The organism is Paenibacillus antarcticus (genome assembly GCF_001637225.1).
Lineage (GTDB): Bacteria > Bacillota > Bacilli > Paenibacillales > Paenibacillaceae > Paenibacillus_AQ > Paenibacillus_AQ antarcticus.
Window position 1 is genome coordinate 68,394 of the sequence record NZ_LVJI01000012.1, and the last position, 20,182, is coordinate 88,575.

Consider the following 20,182-nt stretch of genomic DNA (forward strand, 5'->3'; position numbering starts at 1 on the left):
GTTCTATTCGTATAGTGCAAACACTAAATTTCTGGAAAGTATCACTTTATATCATCCGAAGGTTCTTGAACATCATTAGCCTTCATTTCATCTTCATCAACCGATTCAACGACATTCCGCTGGTAGTGTCTACGTTTATCCTTATTCCGCTCTGCTTTGTTTCTTCGTATTAACCACAGAACTAACCATGCAATAATTACAAAGAGTAAGATTGGCGAAGCTCCAAACACAATAACGACCAACCATTGAAACAAAATGCTTAGAGCTGTAACGGTTCCTTTAAGTGCATCATTCGCGCGTTCGAATAAAGGTGCCTTCTCTTCCTTAATTAATGCTGAATCTACCACCCCTTCCTGTTGAAACAACCGAACTGTAATTGTAGAGTAGGACACATTATTATTAATGTAGCGCATCCGTCCTTTGGTTTGTTCAATATCTTCCTGAATTTTTCCTAGTTCATTCGCAAAAGCGACCAATTCATTCGTCTTTGTTGCCTTTTCCATAAACGCTGTATACTGCTTCTCCATAACCTCTTTCACTTTAAGACGGGATTCCAGATCTACATACTCCTCTGATACATCCTGACCTTTCATACTTTGCTGTAACGATTCATGCTTTATTTTCTCTATTTTATTTAATAAGGATGAGAACCCATTCGCTGGAACTTTAAGGACAAATGTGCCTCCAACCTCTTGTGTCGATTGATCCTCTGAGAACTCCACAATATATCCACCTGAAAGTGATACCAAAGTCCTCACTTCTGACTGAGCTTCTGAGTAATTCTTGACGCGCATAACGAGATTCGCCGTGTAAATGAGTTTCTTATTGAGTCCCTCTGCCGTTGAAGGACTATTAAATCCAACTGGTTGCTCAGAAGATACCACTGTCGTGGAAATTCCGCTAGTCTGTAGTTCTTTATCTGATAGGGCCGTCTTATCTTGCTCTCCCTCCTTAGGAGCCTCAGATTTTTCTTCGGTTGTAACAGATTGTGATTGTGATTGTGATGTTTCCGTACTGCTTGCATCTTGTGTATCTGCTTTGGATGCCGAATGATTCGCNNGATTCGCATTGGATGCCGAACAGCTACTTAACAACATTGACAATAAGAGAATACAAATAAACCCCCGTTTACGCATAGTTCCCCTCCCGATTTCTTTCATTCTAGCACCATCATCTTCGGCTTTATTGACGCTATACTCAGTGAACCGATATCAGATGCATTCTTTAAAGACGTTTACAATACTTGGAAAGTTGCACCTAGATGGAATAGATTGATGTTAACAATTTATCTTGTTTGTATGAAGCTTCTACGTGTATAATGATACAGCAAACATACGTTTGCATTAAGTCAACTTCGTCAGTCACAGGAGGTCCTATGAAAGGAACTACACATCTTGCTATTGGTACGGTAATCGGCATTGCTGCTGCTATGTACTATCCATTTACGATCCAGAATGCAGCTATTTATATTTCAGTATCCGCCTTTTCTGCGCTTAGTGCAGATTTAGATGGACCTAGTATTCTAAGCTCCAGAATTGGTAAGGTCTCCAAACAACTGCGTCAACTTCTAGTCTGGATTGGCGTATTACTCACATCTGTGTTAACCTTTCTGTTTTTATCCGAGAAGTCATTCTACCCCGAATACTCCATCATTTGTCTGGTCGCTTTATTATTTGGTTTCATTACCAAGGAAGGATTAATTCGCAATGCGCTTGTTAGTGCAATAGGTGGAATAATTATGTATGGTGGTTGGTATTTCCATATGAACTGGTTAATCGGGCTTGGTCTATTCATCGCTTGGGCACCATGGTTGAAACATCGGGGAATGACCCACACAGTGTGGGCGGTATGTATATGGGGAATCATAAGTTATGGCATGGAACAACAGCTACAAGTTAAAGGCTTAATGGCTGTATCGACAACAAGCTACCTCTCACATCTACTCGCTGATACGTTAACTCCGCAAGGTGTGAAATGGTTATATCCTCTTTATAAGAGATCAATAAAGCTACATCTGTGAAGGCTTCGGACAGGAAACCAAGCGGGAGTGATGATATTTCATTTCCTCTTGGTTTTTTATTTTATTTATTATTATATGGGATTCCAAGTTACGTTCTAACACTGTCAAAATGTATAGGAAAGAAATAATATTTCCTTCCTCGTCCACGCTTTTATTATCAACTACGAATACCTTATAGTATCACGATTTGAGAATTGCTCTTGAAATAGGCATAAGAACTTAAACAGAAAGGAGATAAATTTTTCATGTAATAACTATAATTAATGCGAATAAAAATCCTATCTAAAGGAGTCAATCAATATGACCACTTATTATATAAGTAACACCGGTAACGACTCTAATGTAGGAACCAGTAAAGACTATCCATGGGCTACATTAAGCAAAATTCGACAATCAGGTATTTCATTCATTTCAGGAGATAGTATCCTTTTAAAGAGGAATGACACCTTTTATGGTAGTTTAGACTTGCCGGGAGGGATATTAGAGGATAATAGGCTACTTATATCATCTTATGGTACTGGTGATAAGCCAAAAATATGTGGGTATAAGAATCTATATATTTCTAGTTCTTGGACACTTCATGTAAGTGGCGTATGGAAGATATCCCTTAGAGATACCTCGAAGTTCACAGGCAATATCTACACAACAGATACTAATGTAGGGTTTCTAAAAGTAGGTGGGGTCATCAAAGGTTTCAAGAAGTCAAAATTAACGTCTCTTATCAATCCTTGGGATTTCTACTGCGATGCCACTTATTTATATGTAAAAGCAACAGCGAATCCAACTACATTAAATACTGATATTCGAGCTACAGTTAATAAGGCTCTACATGAGAAAAAAAACAACACGAAGATAATAGGTATTGAGTTTATAGGCAGTGGTAGCCATGGGATGGCGGGAGCATCTGAAAATACAGATATTTATGATTGTGATGTTCATGAAATCGGTGGGTCTTACTTGGAAGGCTATGGTGATGGAACTGTTAGATATGGTAATGGGATAGAATGTTACACTTATTCCAAAAATGTCGTTATAGAGAACAATCGAGTATATGACTGTTTTGATGCTGCTTTTACCACACAAGGTCCCATACTACAAGGTAAATCTGGATTTGAAGACATCGTAATCAAGAACAACGTAGATTGGAATAACACCCAATCCTTTGAGACCTGGGCTGAAGGATCTGTAGTTGGAATCGGTTTTATACGGTGCAAATTCGAAGAAAATATATGCTTGAATGCAGGTTGGGGATGGGGTTATGATGTACGCTCAGATGTCTACTTAGGACAAAACTTACTCCTGTATCAAATAACAGTGCCCGTAGTAGATATCACCGTAAAAAATAATGTATTCTATAATCCAAAACAGAGTGCTTATTGGGGTTCTAATACTTTCGGTGGTAACTTCCCTACAGGCTATAACTTGGATGGAAATCAGGTTTTCATAGAAAAAGGAAAACTAATCAATGGAAATACCCTTGGTGGCACTTTCAAGATAGAGAATTATAGTTCTTTTGTAACAGCTACTGGAAAAGATAAGACATCAAGTTTCTATATAATACCCAATAATACTAATCAAGATATTCCTACCATGTTTACAAGTATCATAAATACGCTTGGTTTATCTAATGCCAAGGATAATATAATACAATTAAATTTAAGCGCAATCAAAGGCTCACTTGAAAAAGTGAAAGCCTCCCTCCTATCAAGCTCCACACTCGCTGAGCAAGTTATCCACACAGATAGGGGAATAGAGATACTACATGCTGGCTCATATGCTAAAGCAGTGGGAGGATATGTATCGTACTATACAGATGTTATAGGAACTGGCTATGCTAAATTGTTTACAACCACTATAACTAACGGGAATTCGAGAATGGACTTAACGATGGATTACATGTTATGTGGGGATTCTGTTAATAATCGAAAAACAGTTGGTAAGGTTAATTTACAGGTTATCCCCTCCCCCGTACTAGGAACTGGTACGAAAGTTACCCTTGATGTAATTGAGTTTTTAGATTTTAATTTAGGGTTTACTAGGACAGATTTTGTTGCTGTTGTAGAGAAAGAAACATCAAGTACTGTAATCGTTTCACTATTCTTCAATGTCGCAAAAAAGGATTGGATTAGACTCTGTTATCAACCCAACTTGTTATTTACAACAAGTCCTGCAAACGAGCCATATGTATTCTATAATAATCAACCTTTAGTAACATCGCTACCTAAGGGAACAAAAATATTGCCCTCTAATGATACTATGTATGTCCGAAAACCAACCGTTGGTACGACAGTCCCTACTAGCAAACCTAGTTATATAGGTCAACAATTTATTAACACTACCACTAAAAAGGTCTATATAGCGACAGGAATAACAGCAGTCACCGATTGGACAGCCATGAACTAAATATTTGGGGTCAGTAACTCTTAAAGAGCTCTTAAAAGAGTCTACTGACCAACTCACATCAATATTTTATTTCGATTTTACAATTATTGATTTAATCGTTTTCTTATTCATTTGAAATAGCGTAAAGGCTCTCAATAGCTTCGTTCTCTTTGTATTGTTAACGATGCGGATATGATAATTGATCTTAACCCTATCTGCCCAAAAAAACTTGTATTCTTGCCGACCACTCATAAAATCAATTTCTTTCACTCCACTATTCAAATAATGCTCCAACACTCGATTCAAAAGAATTAAGCCTACGCCGTATTCATTAAATTCAGTCGAGAATGACGTAATATACAAATAAACTTTATTCCGATAAGAAAAAGTAAACATAACAGAAGCAATATTGCCATTGACCTCAATATAAGAGAAATGAACACTGTTTTCTTCTTGAAAGAATAGAATGATTTCTTTATAAAAGGATACATTCCCTTGTTCGTTAAAGAGGCTTTCCTGCCACCTTTTTTTATGTAGTTCAGTAAAACTGTTCCAAACTCGATCATCACATGGCTCATTCAACTTAATACTCACTTCGTGCTGACGACATAACTTACGTTCTTTGCGCTGTATGGCTTTAATTCTATTGATATCTGCTTTTTGGTCATTGTACTTCTCCATGTTCACGTACGGAGATGAAGACAATTGCCTAGTAAACATTTCAAACTTCTCCCCGAAGCATTGGTGAACTAATGCTGTCGTAGAATTATCAGACTTAAAGCTAATCAAATCTATCCAATCCCATTCCTCTTGATAGAGGACAAGGGCTTGAAAGATTTGCTTCATCAATTTGATATGATGATAATGCTTATGTAAGTAGAATGTGTTGGATTCACCTGTTCCTGAAATAATACATTGTAACGATTTCACAGTACGCCATTTCACTTTATAAGTATGTATACATAATGGCGCTGTAGCTAAGCACTGATACTGATCTGTTACTACGACAATAAATAATTGCTTATTATCGTCATACATGTATTTTAAATAGGACTGTAGCCATTCCCATGTATAAAAAATTTCTGCCTGATCTATATTGTCAATTAAATCCCGCCATTGTTCCTCCAACTTTGACAACTCTTCTACGCTACGAATGATTGTAGTCTGCATAATATGCGTTCGTAACTCCTCTCCTATGAACAATTTTTATACTTTACCTCTAACCTGAAAGTTTACTGCTGACTAATCTTTCGTAAATTGGAAGTAAAGATTTGTAATATTGATTTGGACTATACGTTTGTGCATCAGTTATACATTGCTTACTCATTTTCAGATAACTACTGCTGTCCATGCTATATAGAAGACGAATAGAATCAGACAGTTCTCTAACATTACCTCTTTCAAATACGAAGCCCGACTGTCTATTCTTTATTAGCTCTCTTACACCGCCTGTTTCTGATCCTATAACAGGTGTCCCCATGCTAAACGATTCAATAATCGTCAGACCGAACACTTCATGCCAAATGGATGGAATCACGGTTGCCTTTGCTTTTAATATTAACTGCTGCAGTTCTATCCCTGACTTAAAACCTAAAAACGTTATATTGTTAGTTCCTTCCGAAGACACCCTTTGTTCAAGTCGCTCTCTTTCCGGACCTGTTCCTACAATCAATAACTTGCATGTGCCCTCTACTAATTTCATCGCATCTAATAAGACATCTATTCCCTTTTCTTCCGATAATCTTCCGTAATATAATAGATAATCCTCTTTAATTTCATCTTCTTGGTTTGCAGCAACTGTTGAGAAATCATTCGTAATAAAATTGGGTAAATGAACGAGCTTAGAATCCGGATATCCGTTTTTCAATAATTGAGAGTACATAAAGTTACTTGGACAAATAATAATATCCGCGATATTGTAAGATTTTTTGGCCTTATGATAATAGGCTTCAATTGTCAGCAACAAGCTTGCTGACCTTGAATTTTTATGGCAGTTATTTATAAAGCAATTGAAGTACTTATCATTTGCACACTTTGTACAAATCTCACCTTTATTAAACATCTTATAATTGGGGCAAATCATTTTATAATCATGCGAAGTATGTACGGTAGGTATATTATATTTCTTCAGTGCATGAAACACGGATGGTGTTAGCTGATGATACACCAAATTCACATGCGCTATATCTGGTTTGGTTGCTTCGATTAGCTTGCATAACTTATAGGAGGCTTCCTTAGAGTTAATCAGTTTTAATCCATCTTTCACTTTTCCAAGAAAAGAGCCATCTTGTCCATAATTGATATTATCTACAAAGTAGCTCTTATACTCACTATCCATATTCTTTTCATCTTCCATACTGAAATCAATCACAGTATGACCATTGTCTTCCAGCATTTTTTTAAGACCGAAAAAATACGTCTCGCTTCCACCTTTAACATAATAATATTTGTTAATTAATAATATCTTCATAGATATACTCCTTTACGCTCAGAAATCTCTGTCTCCAGGTATTTGCTTCAGCGTATGTCTTATATTTCTCCTTGTCGTGCGTTTCGTTTACCCCTTGCTTAATAAGTTCAACGAATTCGTCTTTTGTCTCATATAACCACGCTGGTGAATTCATTTCTTCAACTTCATTTAACTTGGCTGAAACAGCAGGTAACCCGGCAGCGAAATACTCGTACAATTTCAATGGGTGTATACTATTCGTTAACTTATTATTCGTAAAAGGCATTATACCAACATCAGCAGCTTTCAGATATTTAGGGATATCTGAGTGAGGTTTTTTTCCTAGTAATATTAGATTAGCGTTTTCTGAAGCAATAGATTGTATCTTTTCATTTGTCCCTCCGATGATGATAAACGCCATATGTTTCAGCTTTTTCACCGCATATTGAATTAATTCATAGTCGAACCAATCGTCGAGCGCACCCACATAAACCACCTTAGGCATATCCGTAATCGGAATATACTCTTCTGGTATTTCATCATTCGTATTTTTGAATCTCATAGTATCCACACCATTAGGGAGATAAAGAACATTTTTATTATATTTCCTCGCTTCATCAACTAAATTCTTGGCAGTTACGATCACTACGTTAGATTTCTTGATAAGTTCTGTCTGTAAATACAGTAGGTTACGGTAAGCTCCTGAAAATCCAGAAAAATCATCTGCCATCCGATGTACTAGATAACGATACTTCAACTTCTCAGTGCTATGATACATTTTTACATTCGTCATCCATAATACATCGTATTGCTCATCCTTTAACTCCTGATGGATACTTTTTGGAGCACACTCCAAGTAATACTTTGCCCACAACTTACTATTAAGAAGCGGCAACCTGCAAAATGGAAGACTAACGCGTGGGTAGTGGATATTAAGGTTTTCATTTATCTTATGATTAGACTTTTTGCTTAGGAAACTTGTGGGCTGAGGAGACCATGTGATGTGATTGCTGTCATTGGCAAACTCTTTTGCATAATAATGACTGCCAACTTGAAAAACAGTATCGTAGTCCATATACTCACACATTAATATTTTCATGTACGGCTTCCTCCAATTCCTGATACAACACGGTTACTCATAATGAATGATAGTCATTAATAAGTTACGATCTTATGTTGTGACTGGTTACTTACATGTTCCTGTACACTCGTCTTCTTCAAAAAAATCAATCCATATATCAAAATAAAAAATGTCAAAATACACATACTGTAATATTGATTAGGATTAAAATTGACGACAATAAAGTTTCCTATCATCAATGAAATAGGTAGCCACACGTCATCTTTAAAAACTCTTGTGCTCCAAATAAATAGAATGATGTATATCATAGAAAATAATATAAAACTAATTAGCCCCTGTTCGATCAATATATTAATAAATTGTGAGTGCAGCACGATATCTTGAATTCCGTGATTTGCCTCAATGTATGAATTATATTGACCCGCTCCAACACCAAACCATAAATTCTCCTTCATGATCCGAAAGGCTTCATTAAATTGTACAAATCGATTAGACTCTGTATCTCCCCTATTAATAAATAATATTTGGTATACATCATCAAAAAAGATTAGATAAGCAATAACGCCAACAAAAATGGAGAGTATACCTATCAAACACCTTCTAAGTAATTGATGCTTGTCGCGAATTTTAGAGAAAACAACAAAGATGAGACATTGAATGACAATGGATAAATATCCTATCCTTGTAAAGGTTAATACCACAAATAGAATATTCAACAATAGAGCTATACCACTGAAGAAATTCTTTTTTTTAAGAAAATAATATAATAATACAGAAAACAATATCGCCCCCAGATTACCTGCACCATTACTTGCTCCTACAAACCCCATTACCCTCTTCGTCACTACAGCGCCCTCATAATAATTAATAGAGTCACTTGCGCTAGACAGAAGAAATGATCGATTAAACACATATTGCAACACACCCAATAACGAATTACATATTGAGTACATAACGATAACCGCAAAGAAAGTGTTGATACTAAACTGATTGACAGATAAAAAGTAGAAAAATAATGCCAAGAGAATCAAGTTAATGAAAACATTAAAATGAAATGAATAGAGACCGATGTCGTATATTTGAGATATGTATACCTGAAAAAACAGAACCAACAATACACTACTGAGTAATAAAATCACACGATTAAGCTGCGTTCTTGAGATATCATCTAATTTTAATTCATTTATTTTACTACTTAGCATCATATGCGCCAATAATGCTAAATTGTATATAAACAATATGATGAATGGCATATCAATATTAATATTTGGATAACCGATATTGAATCGAACGTTACTAACCATACCAAAGATCAAAATACCAAGAAGAATTCCCTGTATAGTGTTGCCCTTAAATACATTTAGTACGAAGATACAACCCGCCCATAAGACCGGAATCGAAAGCAAAATGATAATTAAGTACATAGTTCCCCTCTTAACGATTCATTGTCAGATCCAAAAAGTCATGATCTTTAAATAATCAAATATTCACCTTTCATAACAGGCAAGTTCGCAAACCCTTCATTGACACTGATGTTTATCTTATTAGGAAGCATAATTCGAAATGGTGCATTTTCACTGAACTTTAGAGTAATGCACTGATTACTATACTTATCCGGGTGCTCCAGCACAAAGATGTTCTCATTCACACTTACTAAAGTGACACAGTCTCGAATATTCACATAATCCGCCAGTTCACTTCCCGTACAATACCACACGTTCTTATCTTCTAAATAACGAAAGATACCTATTAGACTTCCTTGATCATCAAATATATTAGGACTTTGCCTTTTACCATCATCTCTTGAAGGAGCTATATGCTCTTGCACACTAATGACCAAATGATGTTTTAATAAATAATCAATCTCGCGCAACTTCCAGCGAATGAATGACTTTTTAAATATCCTCTTTATGATCCCTTTGATCGATAGATCCAATGGATTCAAAGCGCCGTTTAGAAGTCCTCCATATACGGTGGATGGAATATCAATAACCTGATTGCTCCCAAATCTTTTTACATCAAAATTTGTAATGGGGTTCTTATCTTGCCCACAGATATCACTATCCCCTACACCTTTTGAAACGCCTCGGTTCCAATATCTGAACCACCATGAAAATCCAGATTGGTTAATGCTCTCATCAGAAAAGTCATTACCCGTATATCCGCAATACTTTCCACCCCGTGGTTTGACTCCGATGGCATCGTGATAAATGCTAATTCCTTCATTTATTGTGTTCTTCGCTTCATCTAAACTCATGAATGTAGCCCACTCTTGAACAAAATCAGTAGCCTGTTTGCCAACTTTCCCATGCGTAATTCCATGGTAAGCAAGTTCAAAATTAGGATTTTCATGAATGGACTTAAAGAACTGTTTACTTTCCTCATCCGCGTTCATTGGAAGGGATATTTGACAGAACAATGGATTCTCAAGTATCCCCACACGAACGCCAACGGGAACGAAAAAAGTTACTTTTATGTTAGGGAAGTATTTTAGAATCACATCATTTAGATACCGAAACGACGAGTTTTCTTGATTCTTGAAGTACCCCCAATCCTCTCCCAAATCTAATGACCCACTGTTATTCGTATCCACCCATGTATTAGCAAGATCATCGATCATCAGCAACACAGGGGATTTAGCATTGTTATACCATTTACAAATTTCAATGTTCATTACTCATACCTCGTACTGCCCGAATTAGACCTCTGGTTTTCGTAAGAAATCGAAGTATCTTTGTTTTCCGTGTGGGTAAATTCCACATAGAAAAGGAATAACTCACCGAAAATCGACTCGTCCATCTGAATTTCCATGAATAACTTCCAGCTCCGAAATCAATTTGTTCTCCATGATCATGTTTAAATAAATACTGAATCATCTCGATCATCATTACATCCGATACACCGTGATAATGTGAGTACTTTGGAGAATAGGCTGTATTCCATCCATACAGCACATTCCTATATAAATAACAAGAATTGTAGATTATGATTTCACCTTCTTCTGTTTCAAGTAAAAACGTAATCACCTGATCATTATCTTTAAACAATCGTTTAAGAAATTCTTCATTATTTTTGTTTTCAAATAGACTTGCCCTTTCAGATTTCCCCTTTTCACGTTGTAAATATTGCTTCTCCATTTTGTGAACCTGAGATATTCGTTCATAGATATCATCCTGGCTACCCATTACCAACTTGAACCGATACCCCGTTTGGCTACGTAACTTTTCATGTTTTTTCCTCATCTTAGTATTCATAAATTCTTTATCAAATTGTTCATATGAGGTGAAATCTTGAATATCGATCCGCGGACATGATGTTAAATAATTAATATGTGGATTATATTTATCGTGTCTTAGTAAATATCTTAGTAATTGTGTATCCTTCTGAATGTGTGTCAGCTCGATTCTATCCCACCGATTCGAATTCTCCTCAATCGCATGAAAGATATCTTTGATAATGGCCAATGATGAGAACCGACTGCTATCCACTATGAAATTGAAATAATCTCCTTTCCCTAAAAAACAAAGCTCATGACACGTGATTATTTTTTTATCGATTTCCCGAATCATAAGTGGTGCAATACCTACGATCTTATGATCCCTATAGCAGCAAATAATAAATAACTTATTATATTTATCTTGACCATATGTAAGCCACCAACAATAGTTGTAATGAAAGGTACTATAGTACGTCAAATCTGGATCCAATTGTTCTATTCTTTCCCAGTCCTCTTTTATGATCAAGAAATCTTCTGTGGTTGTCACCACATTTATTTGTGTATTCAAAGTAATGGAGCTCCTTTTCTAATCATTATCAGATGTGTGATAAGACTAATCACTACTGCGAATCACAATCTTGTCAACCTTACGTAACTTCAAGTGTTTAAGAAAACCAGCTAGCTCATCTTGGGATAGGAAATTGAATTTTATGCTTAGCAAGACATATCCAGCACATAAGATCATATTCATCAAAATCTCAATACCAATTAAGTGAATGTAGGACATGCAAAAAAAATAGACCCCGTATAATGGAGCCGTGACAATTAAAAATTTATATGGATATAGCAGTCCGAAGCCGAGCTTATAGTATTTTGAACCATAATAATAAAACAAACCATTTGCTACAACATACGCAATAACCGTAGATAGGGCTGAACCATAAATGCCGATCCAGGGAATCAAGATCAAATTAGCAATGATATTAATGATCGCTACGAAGATCGTAATCATCGAATTAACCTTTATTTTATTCGCAATATGAAGCCCCAACGAATAAAAAGCTATCGCTCCCGATAAGAAATATGAGAGTGCGATAATCGGAACTAAATAGCTTGCGGCTCTGTATTCGACAGGAGCAACGAGATCAACAGCAATATTGGCAAAGAGAGAGAGACCTAGAACACTAAACCACCCGATAAAATTATATAATCGAAACATATTAGCAATTTTCTCTTTTCCATCCACTTCTTTGTATACTGAGAACTTAAACGGTGTAAATACGGATACAAATGGATTGATAAATACGGGATTAATGAGCATTCCAATTTTATATCCGACAGAATAGATCGCTACAGAGGAGAAGCTCATATACCCTTTTATTAAAAAACGATCACTTAAGGTAAGTATCCAAGAAGACACATCACCTAGTAGCAACCCTGAACCATAACGAAGCATTTTTCTTAATTGCTCTAGCTTAAACATCAGTTTAAAATTTCGAATATCCATCATGAAAAGAAATATAAAGACGGATAGATTGCCACAAAGCTGGGCCAACAGAATGCCTACAATTCCCATCTTAAAATGGATAAAAAAAATGATTACAAATAGTAGCGTGGTGAGAATGGTGGAAAATTGAATTGCACTTGATTTCAAGGCTTTAAAATCCATCGCATGAAAACTTGAATAAGTCGTATTCAAACAAGTGAGCACTGAACTAATGACGATAATAGGAATGAATAGGTGTGCACTGGGATCTTGGCCGAACAACTTCAGATATATCCATGGATTCGCAATATACGCTATACCGATGCATAGGCTCCCCCAAATGAGCGAAAAGGTTATCGCTGTATTTTTTAAATTATTCTTATCCTCAAACTCATTGAAAAACCGAATCATACCAGAATATACTCCTAACGTTATTGCAATAGCCATGAGTTGCTGTACACTGATAATCAAATCGTAGTGCCCATACTCTGCCTGAGATAGGTTTCGTGTATACAACGGAATTAGGAATAAATTAATTAACTGCGTCAATACCGAAGAGAGTAAGTAAATCATTCCGTTTGAAAACATTTTTTTATTAGTTACATTCATCTATGATCACTTTACTTTCTAGGTCCAACTGTCCCGTAATTTGCTGATACATATCTAACAAATCCGTGGTATAATCCCTCATCGATAGACTCATGACCCTTTGTTTATGTTCGCTATAATGTTCCATAATCTCTTCTACCTTTAGCAATAAATCCTCTACATTTCGAGATTGAAATAGGTTAGTCCCCTCAGGGCGCATACAAACATCGCTTGCTATTGAAGGTATTGCACTATGGAGGGCTTCCGCAATAGAAACACCATACCCATCGGTCACCGTCGGTCGAATAAACAAATGACTCTTGTTCACAAGAGGATACAACTCCGTATTCTCAACCTCATAGAATAGAAAATCATCTTCCAGTCCATACTCCCTAATCCTTATCTTCAGAACTTCATAATACTGTTGTTCCTCTACATTTTGACTAGACACTCCTAGAAGGGCAAACAATATACGAACCCCTCTCTTCCTTATCCTTAATTCCTTTAGGAGATCAATAAGTAGATCTACCCCATACAAGTCTTGTCCCTGATAAAAACGAATATATCCATTTGCGGTAATAACAAAATTAGAATCTGCTATAAAATCAAAAACTTCATTTGCTATCGTAACATCATCATCTCCACTTTCCATAGGTTGAATATACGAGGGAATCGTGGTGACTTTATGATGAGCGAAACCTAATGCTAATAGTTTATTAGTATTGTCTTCATTGACACACACAATATGATCAATAGATCGCAGACTTGTCAGCAACATCATTCTTATAATCGGATTCGAACTCCTAATTTGATCCATTAAACTTTCTCCATGTACTGTAAGGATTATTTTTTTACCACAGATTTTATAGAAACCCAGTAAAATTCTTACGGTCCTACTAATGGAATGAAAATGAAAAAGATCCCCTTTCATAAAGGGAATCTTCAGTGCAAAATTTTTGTATGATCCAATGGGGTATACTCCTTCTTGTGAAATAAGAACATGCGATTCATTGTATACATCACATGCGATCCCTTTTTCCTTTAACCTTTGTACCACACGTTTGATATGAATAGAAATACCTCCAATAGGTGGAGGCATAGGACCAATCATGACAATTTTCATGCGATATCTCCTTCTCGTCCTATCCGTACTTCAACACTTTTAAACTTACCAGAAGCTCCCCTTGAGATATGATCTACAATGTGAATAGTGAACAACATCGATTCAGTAAAAATGGCATAGAGCCTCTCCATAACTAATTTCAATTCTTCCATAACCTGATCTTCGGATTGAAAAGATTCTACCAACATTTCGATTTCGTTGTACTGATGCTGAATTAATTTACAAGCGGTAACGGTCTTTGTCCCTCGAACAGCAATAGCTACTAAAGCTGACGATACCATATCCCCATTTGGTTTATACATGATTTCTCCAACTCTACCGTCAATCGACTGAATCGTAGGAAACAAATAGGCTATCTCATCTGGGGAAGGAATCACAGAGGATGCTATATCATTCAACTCATACCGAATAAGTGGCATAACATCATTAATGAAGGATGTTCCAATAATGGCATTTGTATCTTTATCAAATTCGACATATCCATACAAAGGGAGGAAGTTATATGCTGTGGAATCCCCATTCCACCCGGCTACAACCGTTTTCTCCGATTGACCATAATGTGCGTGCAATTTTACGTTGGGAAATGCTTTACGAATGATATCGATTTGGTACTCATACAAACTCTCTGAAGCTAATAAAATGGCTTTAGGTGTATACTGATTAACAACATTATTCTCTAATACTAATTTGGAAAAGAGACTTATGGATGAAGGATATCCATGGATATATTCATACCCTGAATCATGAATCAATTGTAGTATCTTCGAAAGATTATTGCTTGTTAACTGAGAGACATTAATTCGGAGTACACGATGATAATGATCCATCGTGTACTCTTCTCCACCTGAGAAAAAACCTCTGAGTTCTACTCGTCCGTCGCCTGGACGATATCCGACACTAGACCATAGATAACATGTCGCTGCCCATTCACGTTGATCGATTCTTTTATTAGCATATATCGTTAATGAACTTCCTGTTGATCCGCTCGTTGATCCTACAGTTAATCGTTTTGGATCATACTTCGATACGAGAATATCAAGACCGCTCTCTTTAACCATAGCTTTATTTATTACAGGAATTCGTTGTATATCTGAAAACTCTTTCAGTTGACTCGGATGAAATCCGTGATCGTCGTACAATTTACGATAGAAATTTGTTTCCTCGTAAGCTAGCTTCACCATATTTACGAAAGATTTGAATTGTTGCTCACGAATTTCATCAACGTTCATTCCTTTCATACTCTCAAACTTATGTAACCAATCATAAAATTCCTTACCGACATTTACATATCGATATGGAAAGTGGGACAATATCTGCTTAGCCATACCCTTGATAAGACTCATTTCATTCCCCTCTTCTCTTCAAATAAGCATTTCTTCGTTTACCAACGAATCAATGTACGCAACTTAGGCTCAGACCCCTTCATTCGAATCACCCTGCTCCATTCACGCACACCATATTGACTGGATACCCAACAGTTATGTATTTCTATATCTAACGCAGCGTAATTCGACAACTCTACTGTAAGATGTTGATGCCGCAATTCTATCTGATCCTCATGTTGAACAACTTCCACACCAGGTGCCAGTATATAGTAAGCATAGTAAGTAGGAACTTCTGTATTCAATGATTCCATTGGCTTCAGAACATCAATGATTTCAAGCGTCTGATCTGATAAATGAATTTCCCGCTGATGAATGACCCCACACTTCTTCACGTATCCTTCATGGCTTCCGACAAAATGATTAGCATCAAATAATTCACAATTTGCAAATGTCTGTTCTTTCAATAAGAACAGCACTAACTCATCAAAGTCATTCTGCTCTTCACCATCGACTTCTATCGTATTGTGCATGGAAGTGCTGCGAAACAAATTCCGCTTGCGGTAATCCGCTGTATACACATAAGATCCGGGATCAATCATAATATCCAACCCATCAATTTGTAATTCAAAACTCAATTGATCATTGTGGCTATGTGCCCCTTGTCCATGGAAGGATAACTCACCACAACGAATGAGGCAGTAGACTCGCTCATTACGTAGCACATAATATCCTCCATCCGGATACGCCACCGATTGTAATCTTGATTCTACAGAATCAAGATCAGCCTTAAAGCTTCCTGTAATCCATAATGCATCCTCTTGATACTCACGTCCGGCAATACGATAATCATTTCGATCGAAGACTTCGCCCGCAACGGCTAGCAAATGACGATAATCATTTCGAACCCACGAACTGTATTGTGACACAATCAGTAAACGTCCATCATCCGCATCCCCAACAATAGGGGTTAATCCATTTGGCTTCTGTATTGTTAGGATGAACTCACACATCTTTTCCAATCGACGCATGTAGCTTTCGGTGAAATAAATCTCATTACGAGCGCATAATACTGTCGTGTATAAGAAACATTCCGTTACTAACCGATGATACGATGTCGAAGCTTCATAATTCGAACCATCATTATTAACTTGTACAAACATCTCCCGTTCCATTTCTGCAATTCCGTATCGGAGCCAAGCTTGAGGGTCATTGTTTCTACTCCGTCTGTCTGTTATCTTAAACTCACCGAAATAGATCCCGAGTTCAATTAGTCCAACGAGATTAGTTAGATAATGATTTCCCGTATGATCTCCTGTGTTCTCTAAATTGTTCATCATGAATTGTCCATGTAAGTACAATGAAGTATGTATACGTTCCCAGAATGACGATGAAATGGATGAGCTATTCAAGAAAAATTGAATTCCTGAAATCCAGTTCACCGCACGAATTGCCACATCCATTGTGCACGTCCAGTTCACGGACATTTCCACAGGATTGTGTATCATCCAGTCATCCAACTGATCCTGAAATTCCTTTGCATATTTCTCATTATTTGTTAACCAGTAAGCTTTACCAAGCGTAAAAAAATGCTGACAACGCGAAAGCTCCCAAGGGACTTTCACATCTGCAGCATTGTTCAAATTAATAATTTGGATATGTTTATAGAATTCATTCTTCCATACGTCATTTGTCTTGAAGTCTTTGTTCCAAGGTATTCTCTCTCCCAGATCTGTCTCTCCAGAACCTAGCAAATTAAATTGATGAAGGCAGATGCGATCCGCATCTATAAGTATAGACTCCTCCTGTTTCAATCCCTTCATGCCCTCCACATAACGAATCCGGTCCTGTATATTAAACAAATGACGGCCGTGACTTTGGAAACCAGTCATAAGAGATCTGTCTAGCTGGATAGGAACAGCAAGAATCCAGTAGCGTCGTATACCATAACGGATTTGCCGTACGATCTTAAACATGACCTTTTTCAACACCATATCTAGTGGCATATCCTTCAGTTGCAAGATCTTTACCCGTAACGAAGACATCTATTCACACCCTAACCCTGATCATTTACAAGAAAATATGTGTACCTAGAACAACTATTTTTAATGAATGAAAGAATGATCATAATGATGAGATTCTAGTGTTTGTGTCTTTGACACTTCATGAAGAAAAACAATCTTCCCACAGAGTCCCTTTTGCATCAACTCAAATGCTTCCTCATATTGATCCAATCTAAACGTATGTGTCACCAATCCATCTAAATGAATAAGTCCGTTGTCGAGTAAACCTTTCATTTGATACCAAGTCTGATACATGCGTCTTCCCGTAATCCCTTCCACTCGAATACCTTTGAAGATAATGCGACCCAGATCCAGCGAAATATCTTCTGTCGGAATACCTAATAAAGATACTCTTGCTGCATTAGCTGCTGCTTCAAACCCTTCTCTAATCGCATCCGGATGACCTGACATTTCTAGCACAACTTCTGCACCTTCACCGTCTGTATGTTCACGAATAGCTCTTGATAACTGCGTAGTTGAACTGTTAATTAGAATATCTGCACCCATCTTATGTGCCATATCTAATCGGTATGGGTTAATATCCGCCGCTATGATCTTACCAGCGCCACATGCCTTTGCCACGGCGATGGACATTAAACCTATCAACCCCGAACCAATGACAGCTACAGATTTACCGACGATATCTCCAGATAGTACCGTCTGAACTGCATTGCCAAGTGCATCTTGTAAACAACCCAACTCAAATGGCATATCCGGGCTATTGTGAATGACGTTACTCGCCTTTACAACAGCATATGTAGCAAAACAACCCGGTGCTGTAATTCCAAAACTCCTTGTATTGACGCATACATGAGAGTTACCCGTTCGACATGGCTTACAATGACCACATACCATATGGCCTTCTGCGGAAACATGTTCCCCAATGTTTACATTATTTACTTGAGTTCCGATAGTCTCAACAATACCAGCGAATTCATGTCCGAATACGTTTGGTGTGACGACCGTCTTTGCTGCCCAAGCATCCCAATTGTAAATATGGACGTCCGTTCCACAGATTGAACTCGCTTTAACTCGAACTAATACTTCATCTGGGCCTATCTGGGGTACAGGGACCTCTTTAAACACTGCACCCGGTTCTCGTCTTTCCTTAACAAGTCCCATCATCGTTCTCTCCACGAGAATTCCCACCTTTAATCGCTAGTGCGACATATTTATAGTTCGATTTCTTTATGCGCTAACCATTGAACTAATTAAAAAATCCTCGTGTATCGATTACAATTTTCTCTTTCAGTAAATTAAGATCAATGTCATGAAATACATCATGATTGACCAGCAGGAGTACAATATCTGATTTACGTATCGCCTCTTCGGTTGCCATCAGCGAAACATGATCGAGCTGAATAGATACTGGAAGTTCCTCTATGTGAGGTTCAACAACATTAAGTCTACCCACGCCTAATTTGGATAAATGCTCCACGATTTCAACAGAAGGACTTTCACGAAGATCATCAATATTCGCTTTAAAAGAAAGCCCCAAACATGCTATTACAGGTTCCTTAAACCTTTCAGCACGTTCTTTCACCCGTTCAACAACATATCCCGGCTTATAGTCATTTACCATTCTCGCGGTATGAATAAGTTTCGCTTGTTCTGGCGCAGCATCTACAAGAAACCATGGATCCACAGCAATACAATGACCTCCTACGCCTGGACCAGGTTGTAGAATATTTACCCGAGGATGGTGATTCGCAAGTCGAATTAATTCCCATACATTGATGCTCAAATGATCACAAATGAGTGAAAGCTCATTAGCAAATGCGATATTCACATCGCGAAAGGAATTCTCCGTAAGCTTTGCCATTTCAGCTGTTCTAGCGTTCGTCTCCAATATCTTCCCACTTACAAATTGCTTATAGAATTCTACTGTTCTTAAGGTAGATTGGTGATCGATCCCACCAATAATCCGATCATTCTCAACAAGTTCCCTTAGAATTTGACCTGGCATAACCCGTTCAGGACAATGCGCGACATAGATACGATCGCATACCGCATGCACGGATTCAGAAATATTCAAATCGCTTCTCGCTTCCAGAATCCAATTCGTAATCCGCTCTGTCGTTCCAATAGGACTCGTCGATTCAAGAATGACAATATTTCCAGGACGTAAATAAGGAGCAATCGCCATTGTCGCTTGATGCACATAAGAAATATTCGGCTTATACTGCTCTTGAAATGGCGTAGGCACAGCAATAATAAAGATATCAGCCTCAATAGGCTCATTTGACACATGAAGTTGGCCACTTTGAACGGCAGCTTTAACCATAATGTCCAGATCAGGCTCATAGATATGAACTTCTCCTTGACTAATTAATTCCACCGCATGCTGATCCACATCTACGCCATGCACTTGAAATCCTTTGATCGCAAGTAAACTAGCCGTTGGAAGTCCTATGTATCCAAGCCCCACAACACATATTATCTTATCCATGT

At 37.3% G+C, this 20,182-nt stretch carries 15 protein-coding genes; 2 read left to right on the forward strand and 13 right to left on the reverse strand.

All coding sequences use genetic code 11. From position 1 onward, the window contains the following. Positions 1-41 precede the first annotated feature (41 nt). Positions 42-1,160 carry a DUF4349 domain-containing protein gene (locus PBAT_RS08385; RefSeq protein ID WP_084402906.1) on the reverse strand — a complete coding sequence of 373 codons (1,119 nt, stop codon included), beginning with the start codon at positions 1,158-1,160 and terminating at the stop codon, positions 42-44. A gap of 215 nt (positions 1,161-1,375) precedes the next feature. Between PBAT_RS08385 and PBAT_RS08390 the strand changes: the two genes are divergently transcribed. Both PBAT_RS08390 and PBAT_RS08395 read left to right on the forward strand, forming a co-directional pair. Then, the gene (locus PBAT_RS08390; protein WP_068648463.1) at positions 1,376-2,020 is read left to right on the forward strand and encodes a metal-dependent hydrolase; all 645 of its coding nucleotides are present in this window, start codon (positions 1,376-1,378) and stop codon (positions 2,018-2,020) included. Positions 2,021-2,320: 300 nt separating this feature from the next. Continuing rightward, complete coding sequence (locus PBAT_RS08395; RefSeq protein ID WP_068648465.1) at positions 2,321-4,423, forward strand: hypothetical protein; 2,103 nt, start codon at positions 2,321-2,323, stop codon at positions 4,421-4,423. A gap of 66 nt (positions 4,424-4,489) precedes the next feature. Here the strand turns inward: PBAT_RS08395 and PBAT_RS08400 are convergent, their stop codons facing one another. The 12 genes from PBAT_RS08400 to wecC form a co-directional block, all read right to left on the reverse strand. Further along, the gene (locus tag PBAT_RS08400) at positions 4,490-5,572 is read right to left on the reverse strand and encodes a GNAT family N-acetyltransferase (protein WP_068648467.1); all 1,083 of its coding nucleotides are present in this window, start codon (positions 5,570-5,572) and stop codon (positions 4,490-4,492) included. 49 nt (positions 5,573-5,621) lie between these two features. Next, positions 5,622-6,872 carry a glycosyltransferase family 4 protein gene (locus PBAT_RS08405; protein WP_068648469.1) on the reverse strand — a complete coding sequence of 417 codons (1,251 nt, stop codon included), beginning with the start codon at positions 6,870-6,872 and terminating at the stop codon, positions 5,622-5,624. Continuing rightward, on the reverse strand, positions 6,853-7,950 hold the full coding sequence (locus PBAT_RS08410; protein ID WP_068648471.1) for a glycosyltransferase: 1,098 nt from the start codon (positions 7,948-7,950) through the stop codon (positions 6,853-6,855). Before PBAT_RS08410 ends, PBAT_RS08405 begins: the two co-directional genes overlap by 20 nt. Positions 7,951-8,006: 56 nt before the next feature. After that, a complete protein-coding gene (locus tag PBAT_RS08415; protein WP_068648473.1) occupies positions 8,007-9,356 on the reverse strand; it encodes an O-antigen ligase family protein in 1,350 nt (449 codons plus the stop codon). 47 nt (positions 9,357-9,403) lie between these two features. After that, positions 9,404-10,606, reverse strand: coding sequence for a hypothetical protein (locus PBAT_RS08420; protein WP_068648474.1), 1,203 nt, complete (start codon positions 10,604-10,606; stop codon positions 9,404-9,406). Then, the gene (locus PBAT_RS08425; protein WP_068648475.1) at positions 10,596-11,717 is read right to left on the reverse strand and encodes a GNAT family N-acetyltransferase; all 1,122 of its coding nucleotides are present in this window, start codon (positions 11,715-11,717) and stop codon (positions 10,596-10,598) included. The genes PBAT_RS08420 and PBAT_RS08425 overlap by 11 nt, the downstream gene beginning before the upstream one ends. Before the next feature lie 45 nt (positions 11,718-11,762). Further along, complete coding sequence (locus PBAT_RS08430; protein WP_068648476.1) at positions 11,763-13,244, reverse strand: lipopolysaccharide biosynthesis protein; 1,482 nt, start codon at positions 13,242-13,244, stop codon at positions 11,763-11,765. Continuing rightward, positions 13,231-14,346: a glycosyltransferase family 4 protein gene (locus PBAT_RS08435; protein WP_068648477.1), complete on the reverse strand. Its 1,116-nt coding sequence runs from the start codon at positions 14,344-14,346 to the stop codon at positions 13,231-13,233. The genes PBAT_RS08430 and PBAT_RS08435 overlap by 14 nt, the downstream gene beginning before the upstream one ends. Then, positions 14,343-15,689 (reverse strand): phenylacetate--CoA ligase family protein, encoded by a 1,347-nt coding sequence (locus tag PBAT_RS08440; protein ID WP_068648479.1) that lies wholly within the window; start codon positions 15,687-15,689, stop codon positions 14,343-14,345. The genes PBAT_RS08435 and PBAT_RS08440 overlap by 4 nt, the downstream gene beginning before the upstream one ends. Positions 15,690-15,727: 38 nt before the next feature. Next, positions 15,728-17,713 carry an alginate lyase family protein gene (locus PBAT_RS08445; protein ID WP_068648481.1) on the reverse strand — a complete coding sequence of 662 codons (1,986 nt, stop codon included), beginning with the start codon at positions 17,711-17,713 and terminating at the stop codon, positions 15,728-15,730. A 60-nt stretch (positions 17,714-17,773) separates the two neighbouring features. After that, the gene (gene tdh / locus PBAT_RS08450) at positions 17,774-18,868 is read right to left on the reverse strand and encodes an L-threonine 3-dehydrogenase (RefSeq protein WP_068648483.1); all 1,095 of its coding nucleotides are present in this window, start codon (positions 18,866-18,868) and stop codon (positions 17,774-17,776) included. 70 nt (positions 18,869-18,938) lie between these two features. Then, positions 18,939-20,180 carry a UDP-N-acetyl-D-mannosamine dehydrogenase gene (gene wecC / locus PBAT_RS08455; RefSeq protein WP_068648485.1) on the reverse strand — a complete coding sequence of 414 codons (1,242 nt, stop codon included), beginning with the start codon at positions 20,178-20,180 and terminating at the stop codon, positions 18,939-18,941. Between the last annotated feature and the right edge of the window lie 2 nt (positions 20,181-20,182).